Genomic DNA, 14,577 nt, shown 5'->3' on the forward strand with positions numbered 1-14,577 from the left:
AAAACAAAAGGGCAGTTCTTTTGGTTATTTCCAGCAGCTATCACAGCATCTCTTTCAAATACCCGTAACCCTCAGCTTCCATCTCCGCTTCAGGTATGAACAAGATCGATGCACTATTGATGCAATAGCGCAGACCGCCTTTGTCTTTTGGCCCGTCGTTAAAGACATGGCCAAGATGGCTGTCGCCGGAGCGGCTCCGGACTTCGATGCGTGTCATATTAAAGTTGGTATCTTTATGCTCGGTTACTACATCCGGCTCAATCGGCTGAGTGAAGCTTGGCCAGCCGCATTTGGAATCGTATTTATCCCGGGAAGAGAAAAGCGGTTCGCCCGTCGCTACGTCCACGTAAATACCTGGCTCGTAATTATCCCAGTATTCATTGGAGTAGGCGAATTCGGTGTCATTTTCCTGTGTCACATTGTACTGGGCATCTGTCAGTTTGGCTTTCAGTTCCTCGTCGCTCGGTTTCGGGTAAAGTGCAGCATCGATCAATGCCGGCACTTTCTGATCTTCAAGCGAGTCAAATTCAACGTGGCAATAGCCGTTCGGATTTTTCTCAAGGTAATCCTGATGGTATTCTTCGGCAAGGTAATAATGTTCAAGCGGTTCGACTTCGGTTACAATCGGGTCGTCGTATTTAGGTGCTTCATTCGCCATCACTTTTTCAATGACGGAGCGGTCCGCTTCATCTTCGAAATAAACTCCAGTGCGGTATTGTTCACCGCGGTCATTGCCTTGCTGATTCAACAGCGTCGGGTCGATAATCATAAAATAGTGGGACAGCAGCTTTTCAAGGTCTACACGTTCCGGGTCATAACGGACGTGGACCGTTTCCGCATGCCCAGTGTTTTTCCGTGTCACTTCTTCATAAGTCGGGTTTTCGGTGTTGCCGTTGGCATAGCCGGAAGTCACGTCATAAACGCCGAAAACACGCGCCATATAAGCTTCGACTCCCCAAAAACAGCCGCCGGCAAACCAAATATCCTTCAAATTATTGGTATCAAACGTTAACTCCTTATTCGGATTATCGGGAAATCGGGATTCGGACCCAGCCGCAGTTGTTTCACTTGCCGGATTGAAGTTTGGGACAGAACAGCCGGCTAACAGCAGCATCAATAGTAACATAAAGGCTTTTTTGAAGTTCATCTCTTAATGGCCGCCTTTCATTATTGGATGCTTTCAAAGCTCTCATAAATTTGCGCGTTGCTGAAATGCCCCGGTGAACTTTTTACCAGTACACCATCAGAACCGATATAGACGGAAGTCGGGTAGGCGAGTACACCATATTCTTCAAAAACAGCGCCACCTTCATCCAATAAAACTGTGATGTTCGAAGCATTCTCAACACCGCCAAACCATTTGGCGAAAGACTCGCTGTCTTTTTCAGCATTAGAACTCGGTGATACGATGGTTAACACTTCAAAGTCCGTGTCTTCACCTGCAAGTGTATTCAGTTCTTCCATGCCGGCAAGGCAGATAGAACACCAAGAAGCCCAAAACTTCACATACACTTTTTTACCGGCATATTCGGTAAGGTCATGCTGGTTGCCTTCCAAATCGACTAAATCAAAAACGGGTGCTTGTTTGCCGGCATTCATAGGTTGTACAGTGGCCGTAGATGTGGCCTGATTGCTGGAGCAGCTGGCTAAGACAAAAGCAAGAACAGCGGCGAAGAAAATTTTAATCGGTACATTCATCTTGATCATCCTTTACTGGATATCTTTATGGACGTTCGGGGAGCAATTGCAGTATGGGAAATCAATTACTTCTATTTACGCTTATCATATAGCGGATTGCCATTTAAATACATTGAACGCACTCGACAAACCTTTAAAGAAATCATCGGTTGTCCATATTTCGGACACGAAAATAAAACCGGCAGCCCCTGAACTGAGGCTGTCGGTTTTATTTGTAAAAGTCTTTGTTTATAGGTGTCAACGTGAAAAATCGAATTCCATGCCCGTCAATTTTTCAGAAACTTCCCAAAGCCTTTTGGATACAGATGCATCCATTGCCACAGCGTGAGGCGTTTCCAAGGTTGGATAGCCTTTGCGGTAACCTTTGCCGTCAGGGCCGATGTATTCGCCTCCAGCCAAGGACGGGTTGGTGGCCGCATATACAGTCGCAAGTGCACCAATTTCCGGTGGCTGAAGATAGAAATTGGCAAGCCTTCTCAGGGGTTTTGGCGCGTCCCGTTTTCCGAGTTTAAAAATATTGGTAGCCGAAATGCCTGGATGGCAAGCAACGCTAATAGTCTGATGGCCATGCTGCTTCAGCTTTTTATCGAGCTCAAGTGCAAACATCAAGTTTGCCAGCTTGCTTTGGTTATAAAATTTCTTTGCCTTATAACTTTGTGAACCATCAAGATTGTTAAAATCAATGGCTCCGCGATTATGAGCTAAAGAGGCAATGGTCACAACGCGCGAACCGGCTGTTTTTGTAAGCAGCGGCAATAACAGGCCAGTCAATGCAAAATGGCCAAGATGGTTGCCGCCGAATTGCAGTTCAAAACCGTCTTTGGTTTTCGTATAGGGAGGCATCATGACGCCGGCATTATTGATCAACAAATCGAGTGAATTGTTTTCACTCCGGAATCGTTCCGTAAAAAAACGTATATTGTTGAGATCTGTCAAATCGATCGGCATCAATTCGACTTGGGCTTCAGGATAGACACGGATAATTTCCTGCCGAGCAGCTTTGCCTTTTTCCATATTGCGGATAGCCATGACAATCCGGGCTCCTTGACCAGCAAGAACTTTTGCTGCTTCCAAACCAATTCCGCTATTAGCACCCGTAATGATTGCGGTTTTTCCTGTCAGTGATTTTGTTTCCACAACATCAGCTCCTGTTTCTCAGTTTGGATAATTAAATTTTAAAGTCCTTTTCAACTTATCACGAGAGGGGAATCCAAGCAATCAAGGCTGAATTAGAGATTTATTTATGAAGAGGAATGTTGTAAGATGAAGGTGTTAATAATTTGATTATTTAAATAACTATACATAGCCGCTCCTTAATTACAAATTGACTTTTGGGAAGGAAGGAGAACAGCATGACGAATAAGATTCAAAAAATCATTGCTAATTTTTGGTTTGATGGACAAGCGGAAGAAGCAGCAAATTACTATGTTTCCATCTTTAAAAATTCGAGCATCGGGCGCATCACGCATTATGTGAAAGAAGGGCAGGAAATTCACGGCAAGCCGGTAGGTTCAGTCATGACGGTGGAATTCCAAATTGAAGGCCAGGAGTTCTTGGCCTTGAATGGAGGTCCAGAATTTAAGTTTTCAGAAGCCATCTCATTTATCATCAATTGCGAATCTCAAGAAGAAATCGATTATTACTGGGATAAATTGACCGAAGGTGGCGATGAAAAGGCACAAATCTGCGGCTGGCTGAAAGACAAGTTTGGCGTTTCCTGGCAAGTTGCGCCGATTGCTTTAAACGAAATGCTGATGGATTCCGATACCGAAAAAGTGGAGCGAGTAATGAAGTCATTCATGCAAATGAAGAAGATCGATCTTACGGAGCTGCAAAAAGTGTACGAAAGCTAAAAAAGTTTTTGGAGTGGCTTGCTTGCATTAAAAAAGTGGCGAACTATCGAGGCACTTTCAACAGAGTGTTTTTAGCACAAAAAAATCAAGCTCCTTTAGAAAAAGGAGCTTGATCCGGCATTCTTATTGATTGAATCAGTCGCAATCGTCATCATGTTTATGATGCTTTTTGTAATGTTTGCCGTGTTTGTGTTTTTTATGATGTTTATGGTGTTTGCCGTGTTTGTGATGTTTGTGATGTTTATGGTATTTATGGTGTTTGCGATCGTATTTGTCATCTCTGTCGTAATCATCACGGTCTTTATACTTTTTATGATGGTCTCTGTCATAGTCTTTGTCATCATCGTAATCTTTGTACTTATGATGGTAACCATCTCTGTCGTGTCCGTCGTGATCATCGCCACCTGCGAATGCTGCAGTTGAGGAGAATCCGAAGACTAAAAAGAATGCCATTAAAATCGTAAGGTATTTTTTCATGTTTTGTCTCTCCATTTCATAATTAGATTTTGTTTATCCTCTGGACATAAGTGTCATGGAGTTATAAACTTGCCTATTTATATACTTTTAGAGAGTATAACCTCCTTCTCAGGTGTATGTATTTCGGTTTCAAGAAATTTCTAAAAATGTTTATTTAATAGAAATTTCTTGTCCTTGAAGTTATTGTACAACATATATCAAAAATTTACTACAATTTTTCGAAAAATTTTAAAAATTTATTTAATTTAATTTAATTTGCTCGGAAAACTGCAGTATTTCAAGGGATTTTGTATATAGAAACTTGTTCTGTTTAATAAAAATTCTTGTTTTTAGACCCTATCGGTCTGGCTCTTGGAAAAATGGTAAAAGTGTTGCGTTTGAAAATCTGTTAGGGCATTTGGACAACATCCTTGATGAAGTAAAGCTTTTAACCGATGAATTTTATGACTTAGCCCGGCAGTGCAATACTCCAACGCCTTCGATAGATCAACTTGCCGAGTACACGTATGGCTTCAAAGAATTGATGGCTTTCGGACAAAAGAACATTCCTCTTTGCTGGAATGCCATATACGGCATTGCCATCATCGGTCTGCCATGCAGAAAAAACATCCAGAAATTAAAAACAGGCCCCCTCTTAAGCAGGAGCCTGTTGCTGTAAATTAGTTACGGTTTTTGCCTTTATCTTTGTCTTTTCCATGATCTTTGTCTTTTTTCTCCCATTTGCCGTGAGTTGTTTCTACATCCACGACTTTTTTATCATAATGAGTTTTTTCGTTCTTTTTGAATGTTTCTTTTTCTTTCGTCACTTCTTTTGTAGTTTTACCGTATTCTTTATCTACGAACGTTTCGGTATTCTTGCTGATGATTTTGCCATTGCTTCCCGGTTTGCCTCTATGTTTAATAGTAGTTACAGTTGTTTTTGTGATTTTAACCGGTGTAGTGAATTTTTTAATGGTGTGAATTGCTGTCACTTCATCCCAAGTGGTTGTTTTGGTAATTTTATAAGTGGTTTTAACGTACACGTCTCTATACCAATCGTGTTTTGGATGTTTTTCTCTTTTCTTTTCAACTTTAGTTTCATAATAAGTGTCTGTTTTGGATTTTTTCTCAGTTTTGTATTTAGTGTCTTTTTCCACTTTGACGATCTTGTCATAGCTTACTTCTTTTGTCGTTTTTACAATAGTCGTGACGCCTTTATGGAAAGTCACTTTTTCAGTTGTATTGCTGTCTCCTTTATCATCATTACTGCCAGCAAATGTCATGGAGGTAAAACCGAATACCAAAATGAAAGTCAGTAAAAGCATTGCAAACTTTTTCATGTCATATTCTCCCTTATTTAAAATTTGATTTTCTGTTAGTCTCCTCATAAAGTGACGCAAGAGATTAAAATAAACATCAGCATTTTAAGGTATTTTTTGAGAGAAATTTGACCCCCTTTTTAAGTGGCTTGCAACAGTAATGGATTCGCTTGCACGATAATTATACTATAAAGGTCAAAAAATTCATATAATTTAGAGTAAGTAATTTTAATTTATTTACTTATATCAAGGAGGTACTTAATAGGCTAAATGTTATGCTTTTCAGGGATTTTTGGAAGGAGCTTAGATAAATAGAAGTGGCTTGAACAAGTCTAGAAGAAACCCTTTTCTTGCATTCATTAATGAATATTATAGAGTTTCCAGAATGCTTTCATAATTTTTAATGTAGAATGGACAGTAAGAGAAAAATTACCTCAATCCAGAAAGGAGCACATACATAATGAAGCAAAAATTCCCTTTTTCTAAAGACATAGATTTGGCATTTAAAAATGATCCGCCAGGACTGTGGATGTCGGCCGTTCCAAAAGGATGCATCCGCTTGAATTCTGGTTATCCTGAACCGGCACTAGTTCCATCAAAAGGAATAAAAGAGGCGGTTGGCCGGCTGCTTGATGAAGAGCAGGACTTGCCGCTCCATTATATCGGCAGCCCGAGAATCCCGGCGCTTAAGAAATTTATCCAGCAGCGGATGCTAAAACGTGAAGCCGAAATTTCAGAAGAAGAACTTTTGGTCACTTCCGGAGCTTGTCAGGCGATTGACTTAATCTCACGCATTCTGCTGGATGGCGAAGCAGTTGTGGCAATCGAGTCGCCGACCTATATGGAAGCGTTGGAAGTGTTCCGGAATTATACGGAACATTTCATGAGTGTGCCAACTGACGCAAACGGACTCGACACCGGCCGCTTTGAACAAATGCTGGCTGATAGAAAAGAGCAGGGACGAACTTTGCCGCGCGTACTTTATACAATCCCCACTTTCCAAAATCCTACGGGGACAACGATGACGCCAGAACGAAGAGAACATGTACTGAAGTTGGCGGAACAATATGATTTTCTTATTTTAGAAGATGATGCGTACGGTGAATTGGGATTCGAAGAAAAGCCGCGTTTGCTAAAAGCGATGGATGCAAATAACCGTGTGCTGTATGTGGGTTCATTGTCCAAAGTTGTGGCGCCAGGCATGCGCATCGGCTGGGTAGCAGGAGCAGAAAAATTGGTTACGGCAATGAAGTGGTTCAAAAAGGATTTGGATCATCCGTTTGCACAGGCTACTATGGCTTCCTATATAGAAGGAATTGATTTTGACGGCCACATTAAAGAGTTGACGGACGCCTATCGAAGAAAAAGCAGCACGATGATTGCAGCATTGAAAAAATTTCTGCCGCCAACGGTTTCCTGGTATGCACCGGAAGGAGGGTATTTTGTCTGGGTCAATGTTCCAGGAGCCGATACAGCCAAAATGCTGCCTCAAGCTTATGCGGCCGGTGTGGCTTATGTGCCGGGCAGATACTTTTTCTTGAACCAAGAGGAAGGCACCGAATTTCTCCGTCTGTCGTTCAGCTATGCGAATGAACAGCAAATAGTGAAAGGAATCGAGTTGCTGGGACAGGTTATTGCGGCGAACGTTGAGCAAAAGGTTGAGTAGAATGCAAAAGGAGCGGTCAGCTTAGGCTGCTCCTTTTGCATTACTCTTCATTCCACTATATATTCAGTTTCAGTGCGAAATGCCGGCCCTTGCTCCGGCGTCAGCCAAACTTCAAGTGTATAGGTGCCAGGCTCAAGATCAAGTGGGGGCACTTCGAGTGGATAACTCAATTCTTCGGCTTGTTTAATTGTTTCTTCACCCAGAGCCTGTGCATACATGCTGACAGAAGACTGCAGGAAAACCTGATCGCCCGATTCATCCAACAATGCAAAATCATAGCGCTGGCTGCTGGTAAAATCAAAAGTCAGGGGCTTTTCTGTTTGGTTTTTTACGGTATACAGATAGGTTTGATCATCCAACTGCTTAATTGCAGGTTCCGGTGCGCCAGCTGCAATCCCGCCGGAAGTGCCTTCGTTTGTTGTTGGTTTTTCAGGCGGATTTTCCGCCGAGTTTTCGTTAGCGCCGCACGCTGCCAGCAGCAACAGGGATGAAAGCAGCAGCATTAACAGCCATATTCGTTTTTGCATACTTGTTCCTCCTTAAGATTAGATGTTTGGCGTAATGTTTCATATATTGCTAAAAAAATAGGAATCCAATTTATTATAAGACCGTTATTGGGACAGAAAAGTTACACCATAAAAAGGCGTCTCCAGCAACCTTGCAAAAGGTCACCGGAGACGCCTTTATTGATCATCAGCTCACGTAATGGACGCTTCGTAAATCGTCTGAATCGAATCAGCGATCGCTTTGTTGAACTCGTCGTCACTTTGATCCGCGCTGACTCCTTCGGATAACCCGCGTGAGAAGCTGGCAATCAGCCCATTATTCGCTGCCAGTTTTTCATTGGCTTCCTGCCGTGTATAGCCGCCGGAAAGGGCCACTACCCGTACTACGCGTGGATGCTCAATCAATTCCTTATAGAAGTTATCAACCGTTGGAATCGTCAGTTTCAGCATCACCGGCTGATCTTCGCTTAAGCCGGCCAAATGATTCAGGATTTCTTCTCTTAACAAAGCTTCGATTTTTTCTTTCTCAGCACTATGGATATCGACTTCCGGCTCGATGATGGGAACCAGTCCAGCCGCGATGATTTGCTTGGCGACTTCAAACTGCTGGACCACGACGCGTCTGATGCCTTCGGCGTTCGGTTCTTTAATGACTGAACGCATCTTCGTACCGAAAACATTCCGTTCATTGGCTCTTGTTAATAGTTCATCTAAATTAGGGATTGGTTTCATCAATTGGACGCCGTCTTTTTCATCAGCCAATCCTTTATCGACTTTCAGGAAAGGGACCACGCCTTTTTCTTCCCATAGATAATCAGGTGTATACTTGCCTTCAACTTCGCGGTCCATTGTTTGCTCGAAAAGAATAGCTCCGAGAATCGAATCTGAATTGAATGCAGGGGCGGTCATGACGCGCGTCCGCATTTCGTGGATCAAATCGTACATTTCCTCTTCGTTGGAATAGGCATCTTCTGAAATGCCATACAGTTTCAACGCCTTTGGTGTACTGCCGCCGCTTTGGTCAAGCGCTGCAATAAACCCTTTACCGTTTTTCACCAGATCAAATTGCTCTTTGTTCATCTTCCCAGCTCCTTAACAAATTTTTTACACCTTTACTTATACCCTTTTATCAGCGTATAAATCATCAGCCCGTGCCAGGCTAGCTTTCCTATTCAAAGTATCTCATACTATTCTGAAAAGTAGTCAAATAATTGTCGAAATTTTTTATCAACAACCCGCTTCTTTGTGTTAGAGTAATGAAATAACTAAAATCAAAAGGGTGATACAGATGACAAGAAGCAACACCACAGAGCTGGATAGAACAGCAGAAGCGGCGAAAGTGACAGTGGAGGACATCATGGTGGCGAATCAGGCGTTAAAAGACGTCGTATTAAAAACGCCGCTTCAGCGGAATGAAATTCTGTCCGCCCGGTACGGCTGCAACGTCTTTTTAAAGCGGGAAGATCAACAGGTCGTCCGCTCTTTCAAATTGCGGGGCGCTTATAACTTCATCCGCTGCATGACGATGGAAGAACGCAGCAGAGGCGTTGTGTGTGCGAGTGCCGGCAATCATGCCCAGGGAGTAGCGTATTCCTGCAAGGCGCTCGGCATTGAAGGCAAAATTTTCATGCCTCTCACGACACCAAGCCAAAAAGTTTCCCAGGTCAAGCGCTTTGGCGGCGATCAAGTATCCGTCGTTTTAACCGGTGATTCTTTTGATGACGCATTTGCAGCAGCGATGGAAACCTGTACTGCTGAAGGCAAAACATTTGTGCACCCATTTAATAGCAACCATGTCATTGCAGGACAAGGCACGGTTGCAGTAGAAGTGTTGAATGAGATGCAGGAACCTGTGGATTATTTATTCTGCGGAATTGGCGGAGGGGGATTGGCATCCGGAGTCGGTTCTTATTTGAAAGGGATCAGTCCATCCACAAAACTGGTCGGCGTTGAACCGGCAGGAGCAGCCAGCATGAAGGCTTCACTCAAGAACGGGCAAGTGACCCGTTTGGACGAAATCGATACATTTGTCGACGGTGCAGCTGTGAAGCAAGTCGGAGATTTGACGATGACAATCTGCCAGGAAGTCCTTGATGACATTATCGTGGTGCCTGAAGGCAAAGTATGTACGACCATTTTGGAATTATACAACGAGAATGCTATTGTTGCAGAACCGGCGGGGGCGTTGTCAGTGGCCGCGCTAGATTTCTATAAAGACGAAATCAAAGGGAAAAATGTCGTCTGTGTCATCTCGGGTGGCAATAACGACATCGAGCGGATGCAGGAAATCAAAGAGAAATCCTTGATTTATGAAGGATTGAAGCATTATTTCATCGTCACGTTCCCTCAGCGGGCAGGGGCGCTTCGCAAATTTATGGAGCAAGTGCTTGGTGAAGAAGACGATATTACCCATTTTGAATACACAAAGCGGACAAACCGTGAACACGGGCCGGTACTCGTCGGCATCGAACTAAAGCGTCGCGAAGACTATGAGCCATTAGTGAAACGAATGGCGGAAAACGGCTTTCCTTATAAAGACATCAACAACGATTCATTATTGTTCAATTTATTGATTTAGTACCAGAACCCCTTTTGAATGGAAGGGGTTCTTTTCGGTATTCAATGCTTTTGTGATCATTTGTTGTTTTTTTCAACATTGCTCTTTTCTTTCGTCCCATTTCATCTGATAATGTAGAAGGATAAAATCCGTTCAAGGCGGATCTGAAGAATAGAAGGCCAAAAGGACGAAGCTAATTGTATAGATTAATAAAAACTTTACAAGTGCTGTTGACGGCACTTTTCACTTTTACTGTGTTTGCCGCCTATGGCATTTGGACATATGCGGCGGAAACCGAAAATATAAAAACCGATGCAGCAATAGTGCTTGGCACAAAAGTGGTAGGCAATCAGCCATCACCGATGCTGCGGGAACGCATCAATCATTCGGTATGGCTCTACGAAAATGGTTTCGTTGATAAGATCATTTTCACCGGCGGCAAAACGGACGGCGCAGACATGGCGGAATCGGAAGTATCGCGCAATTATGCGCTGAAACTGGACGTGCCAGCGGAAGACATCCTCATTGAAACCGAATCGATGATCACGGAAGAAAACTTTTTATATGCCAATGAAATTGCAGAAGAGCATGGGTTGGACAGCTTTCTTGTCGTCAGTGACCCCTTACATATGAAACGGGCATTATTGATGGCGCAAGTTGCGGGCATCGATGCGTATTCTTCGCCGACGCAAAGTTCGATTTTCCAGACGTTCAGCAGCCAATTGCCATTTTTTATCCGGGAAACGGTTTGTTATGTCGCTTATGTGCTGGCCTTAGCATTTCTCCATTAGATCATAAAAAGCAGAGCGCCCCTGTAAGCAAGGGCGCTCTGCTTTTTTCATCGTTATACGATTCTCCGTCCGCTTTTTCCTAAGGCATAATAAATGCCGTGCTGAAGTGATTGCAGGCATTCAAATTTTTTCAGGCTTGTCAGAGTCTGTGTAATCAGCAATGCCAGTTCAGGAGAGACGCCGACTAAAATCACTTCTGTTCCCAGAAGTTTAGCAGACGCTCCCAATTTATCGATCAGTTCGGCAGTATGCGCTGAGATGTTTTTATTCAAGCCGGTCAAGTCCAGCAGCAGGTAGCTGGCTTGATGCTTCGGCAGGTGGCTGAGTGTTTTATAAATTAAGTCTTCGGCCCGTTCTTCGTCATAGCTGCCAATCATCGGAACGACAATAATGCCTTCAAGGACAGGAATGATCGGAGACGAAAGTTCCCTTACAAGACTTTGCAGCGTTTTGGTATTCTCGTTGACTAACTGCTCCAATTGCCTGATTTGGTCTGCTTCTTGGCGTCTTGACAGTTCATGGATATTCCGTTGTACGGTCACATCAGAAGGAAAGTACTCAACGATGCTGTACGGGTTTTCATTGTTTTGATATTGAATGATTTTGTACCAGAAATTGATGCCGAAAATGCCGCTCAATACACCCGCATAATGAGAAGGAACGAAAATCCCTTCCGTTTTTGCATCATCCAGTTGATTTAATTTGTATTCCCAGTCGTTCTGGATGTGCATCGTGAAAGTATTGTTTTGTGCATCCATCTTGGTGATTTCAACTTTCCCCCATCCAGCTGGAGCGTAGGTATTAGAAATCCACTCCACAATATTAGAAGTATCGATATGCTTCATTTCCCCGAACCCTTCGCCTACAATTACGCCTTGGCGAAAGCCGGTAGTTTCCAGCACCAGCTTGGTTGCTTCAACGCCGGATATTTCCTTGATGGTATCGAAGAAGGTCTTCATTGCCGTAATCCAAAAAAATACGACGTCGCCGTCCTCAAACAGAACTTCTCCTGTTTCAAGATCCCATTTTAATTCTATTCCGCCGACCGTTATGTCTTTCTTCTCCATAAATACCGTTCCTCCGATTTAATACAAGATAGTTTAAGTATATAAGGTCGTTGGAGTCTTGTCTCTTTTAATGGCAAAGAGAAGGGCGAGTGCATTTACACAAGGAAAAATAACTGAATAAAAAGAAAATATACTGTTCATTTAATTGAATCCGGTATATAATATAAAGTATAAGAACGTTTGTTCTGATAAATGTTATTCATTGCAAAAAGAAACGTACACCAAGAGGAAAGATAACTTCGAAGTGGCTGATTTTATTTTGGAATTTCGTGCCGTTTTGTTGAAGAGGACTCATCAAAATAAGGCATGGAAAATATAAAAAAGGATCAAACGAAGGGAGAGTTTAAAGTGCCAGTGCATGCGTACATGGTGTTTAACGGGAATTGCGAAGAAGCGGTCGGGTATTATGCAGAGGTTTTTGGAGCAGCGAAGCCGGAAATTATGCGTTTTGGGGATATGCCTCCGGAGGAAGGCTTTGAAATGGCTGAAGACATGAAAAAGCTGGTCATGCACACCAATTTGAATATCATGGGCAGTGAAGTGATGTTTTCAGATGCCATGCCAAATTCGCCTGTAACTTTCGGACAAAATATCAATTTGACCGTTGTTTCGGACAATATGGATGAATTGAAATCTCAATTCAACCGTTTGGCCCAGGATGGCAAAGTGACGATGGATATGCAGGAAACTTTTTGGAGTCCTGCATACGGAGCGCTGGAAGACAAGTTCGGAGTTTCTTGGCAATTCAGTTGTGATGATGGTTCTTACGGACAACAGGAATAAGAGAATAAAACGGGGGGAATCGGGGGAAATGAAAAGCGCATGCTCAGTCGTGAGCATGTGCTTTTTTAATGCGTCTGTACAATTCAACAATGGAATGTTGCTTGCTTGAGTTTGCTTGGACAAAGGGAGCTGTAGACCATGTAGGTTTAACGTTTTGACTTGCCAGCAGTTAGGGTAATTAAAAAGAAAAAACTAAAACTGCGTACACATCGCGCTTTTTGATTTAGGAGTGGATTCTTTTTTATGCCGCATATCACTATCGATCAATCTGTTTCGCTTTATTATCATCTAAAAGGCCAGGGAATGCCGATTGTCTTTATCCATCCTTTTGTCATGGCCCATAATGTATTTAAACACCAAGAACCGCTCGCTGAACAATATCAGCTTATTTTTTACGATATCGCGGGGCATGGGCACAGCACAAGAGGAGACCAGCCCTTGACCATTAGCCTTCTGGCGGAACATTTAAAAAAACTGCTTGATGAAATAGGGATTGAAAAAGTCGTGCTTTGCGGTTATTCGCATGGTGGTTTGATTGCCCAGGAATTTGCGCTGAACTATCCGGAACGGACAATCGCTTTGATCATGTCCGGTGGTTTTTCAGAAATAAACAACTTCACCCCAAAATTCTTTATCAAGTCGGTGATGTATATGGCCAAGTTCCGGCAACTGCCGATGGCTGCAAAATTACAGGCTAAATTGAACCGGAAGCTTGTGGGCGATGAACAAGCCATCTACCATTTGGCCCGAAAATCGAATGCGAAAGCTGCCTATGAATTTTGCAGAACGGGCTTGGACTATGTCTCAACTTATTCCCTCCATCGCTTGAAAATGCCGATTCTGCTAATCTATGGAACGCTTGAAAAACCCATGCATCATTACCAGATTCCCTTTTTAGAGGCTGCTCCTCAAACGCAGGTCGCTTATATCGATAAAGGGACGCATCAGCTGCCGCCGCGGTCCTTCCTGGAATTTAATGCAGTGATAAACCAATACTTGCAGCCGATTGCTGAACACTACAGGCAGGAAGAAAATGGCTTGAAATCAAGGCAGCCGCTATGAAGAATTTTGTGCGTTTGATCGGACCAACGGCAATGATTTTTATCGGGCTGCAATGGCTGGAAAACGTCGCCATCACGTTTTTGCTGTTCTATAGCTGGCTGCTGTTTGTGCCGCTGGTTGACAAGGCATTTCCGAAAGAGCGGCTGAAGTTGGACAAACAGGGAATGGCATTAGGGATTGGCAGCGGTGTGCTTTTTTTCATTTTTATCTTTGGCGGGTTGAGCTGGCTTCATATCTATCTATTGGATATCGAATATCTTCGGGCGCTGCTGCTCGACTGGGGATTTTCAGGTCCAGGAGAAGTGGGGCTAATACTCGTATTGCTTTTAGCGAATCCGGTGCTTGAGGAATTATATTGGAGAGGTTATATGTATGACAGGTTGAGGGGGAAAGGGAAAGCCTTGTATGCCATCGGAATGTCTGCGGCTTTTTATACGCTGTATCATTTGCTGTCGATCATTCCGATTTTTGAAACAGGATTCAGTTTTGTGGCGGTGATTCCTGTTTTCATTGCTGGATTATTTTGGGGATATATCCGGGAAAAATCCGCCTCCATTTCAGCGACGATTATCAGCCACGCGCTGTCGGACTTTGGGATTGTTTGCGTCTATTGGTTTATTGTAAGGTAAATGAAAGCTTTTTTGGGAATCAGGTGATTTCCAGAAAGGCTTTTTCTATGGACTCGATCCGATAGGCAGGTTGTGAAACCATTCCAAAAATGAGATAGTCAGCATTGGTGCAACTGAACAATACAATTCTGTGCAGTGACTGACACAAGAATGGGGCTTGTAAACAGTATTTTTCGACTATTGGATGCGG

Annotated in this window: 15 protein-coding genes; 8 read left to right on the forward strand and 7 right to left on the reverse strand. The window is 43.2% G+C overall.

Features of this window, described 5'->3' with window-relative positions:
- Positions 1–40: 40 nt before the first annotated feature.
- The 3 genes from msrB to QWY16_RS04475 all read right to left on the reverse strand — a co-directional run bounded on the left by msrB (position 41) and on the right by QWY16_RS04475 (position 2,835).
- Positions 41–1,147, reverse strand: coding sequence for a peptide-methionine (R)-S-oxide reductase MsrB (msrB, locus tag QWY16_RS04465; protein ID WP_300991705.1), 1,107 nt, complete (start codon positions 1,145–1,147; stop codon positions 41–43).
- A gap of 20 nt (positions 1,148–1,167) precedes the next feature.
- On the reverse strand, positions 1,168–1,698 hold the full coding sequence (locus tag QWY16_RS04470) for a TlpA family protein disulfide reductase (RefSeq protein WP_300991706.1): 531 nt from the start codon (positions 1,696–1,698) through the stop codon (positions 1,168–1,170).
- 237 nt (positions 1,699–1,935) lie between these two features.
- Positions 1,936–2,835 carry an oxidoreductase gene (locus QWY16_RS04475; RefSeq protein ID WP_300991707.1) on the reverse strand — a complete coding sequence of 300 codons (900 nt, stop codon included), beginning with the start codon at positions 2,833–2,835 and terminating at the stop codon, positions 1,936–1,938.
- A gap of 215 nt (positions 2,836–3,050) precedes the next feature.
- Between QWY16_RS04475 and QWY16_RS04480 the strand changes: the two genes are divergently transcribed.
- Entirely contained in the window at positions 3,051–3,551 is a 501-nt protein-coding gene (locus tag QWY16_RS04480) for a VOC family protein (protein ID WP_300991708.1), read from the forward strand.
- 126 nt (positions 3,552–3,677) lie between these two features.
- Positions 3,678–3,974, forward strand: coding sequence for a hypothetical protein (locus QWY16_RS04485; protein WP_300991709.1), 297 nt, complete (start codon positions 3,678–3,680; stop codon positions 3,972–3,974).
- Between the two features lie 713 nt (positions 3,975–4,687).
- Here the strand turns inward: QWY16_RS04485 and QWY16_RS04490 are convergent.
- Complete coding sequence (locus QWY16_RS04490; protein WP_300991710.1) at positions 4,688–5,347, reverse strand: hypothetical protein; 660 nt, start codon at positions 5,345–5,347, stop codon at positions 4,688–4,690.
- A gap of 439 nt (positions 5,348–5,786) precedes the next feature.
- Between QWY16_RS04490 and QWY16_RS04495 the strand changes: the two genes are divergently transcribed.
- Entirely contained in the window at positions 5,787–6,992 is a 1,206-nt protein-coding gene (locus tag QWY16_RS04495; RefSeq protein WP_300991711.1) for an aminotransferase-like domain-containing protein, read from the forward strand.
- 47 nt (positions 6,993–7,039) lie between these two features.
- Here QWY16_RS04495 and QWY16_RS04500 read toward each other — a convergent pair whose 3' ends face one another.
- Together QWY16_RS04500 and QWY16_RS04505 are read right to left on the reverse strand one after the other, a co-directional pair.
- A complete protein-coding gene (locus QWY16_RS04500) occupies positions 7,040–7,519 on the reverse strand; it encodes a BsuPI-related putative proteinase inhibitor (RefSeq protein WP_300991712.1) in 480 nt (159 codons plus the stop codon).
- 171 nt (positions 7,520–7,690) lie between these two features.
- Entirely contained in the window at positions 7,691–8,578 is an 888-nt protein-coding gene (locus QWY16_RS04505) for a fructose bisphosphate aldolase (RefSeq protein ID WP_300991713.1), read from the reverse strand.
- A gap of 208 nt (positions 8,579–8,786) precedes the next feature.
- Between QWY16_RS04505 and ilvA the strand changes: the two genes are divergently transcribed.
- Positions 8,787–10,076: a threonine ammonia-lyase IlvA gene (gene ilvA, locus QWY16_RS04510; protein WP_300991714.1), complete on the forward strand. Its 1,290-nt coding sequence runs from the start codon at positions 8,787–8,789 to the stop codon at positions 10,074–10,076.
- Between the two features lie 176 nt (positions 10,077–10,252).
- On the forward strand, positions 10,253–10,846 hold the full coding sequence (locus QWY16_RS04515) for a YdcF family protein (RefSeq protein ID WP_300991715.1): 594 nt from the start codon (positions 10,253–10,255) through the stop codon (positions 10,844–10,846).
- Positions 10,847–10,899: 53 nt separating this feature from the next.
- Here the strand turns inward: QWY16_RS04515 and QWY16_RS04520 are convergent, their stop codons facing one another.
- Positions 10,900–11,913 (reverse strand): STAS domain-containing protein, encoded by a 1,014-nt coding sequence (locus QWY16_RS04520; RefSeq protein ID WP_300991716.1) that lies wholly within the window; start codon positions 11,911–11,913, stop codon positions 10,900–10,902.
- 348 nt (positions 11,914–12,261) lie between these two features.
- Between QWY16_RS04520 and QWY16_RS04525 the strand changes: the two genes are divergently transcribed.
- The 3 genes from QWY16_RS04525 (at position 12,262) to QWY16_RS04535 (ending at position 14,387) form a co-directional block, all read left to right on the forward strand.
- Complete coding sequence (locus QWY16_RS04525; RefSeq protein WP_300991717.1) at positions 12,262–12,696, forward strand: VOC family protein; 435 nt, start codon at positions 12,262–12,264, stop codon at positions 12,694–12,696.
- Between the two features lie 243 nt (positions 12,697–12,939).
- Positions 12,940–13,758: an alpha/beta fold hydrolase gene (locus QWY16_RS04530; RefSeq protein ID WP_300991718.1), complete on the forward strand. Its 819-nt coding sequence runs from the start codon at positions 12,940–12,942 to the stop codon at positions 13,756–13,758.
- Positions 13,755–14,387 carry a CPBP family intramembrane glutamic endopeptidase gene (locus QWY16_RS04535; RefSeq protein ID WP_300991719.1) on the forward strand — a complete coding sequence of 211 codons (633 nt, stop codon included), beginning with the start codon at positions 13,755–13,757 and terminating at the stop codon, positions 14,385–14,387. The genes QWY16_RS04530 and QWY16_RS04535 overlap by 4 nt, the downstream gene beginning before the upstream one ends.
- Positions 14,388–14,577 lie beyond the last annotated feature (190 nt).

Source organism: Planococcus shenhongbingii (assembly GCF_030413635.1).
In the GTDB taxonomy this organism is placed as follows: Bacteria; Bacillota; Bacilli; order Bacillales_A; family Planococcaceae; genus Planococcus; species Planococcus shenhongbingii.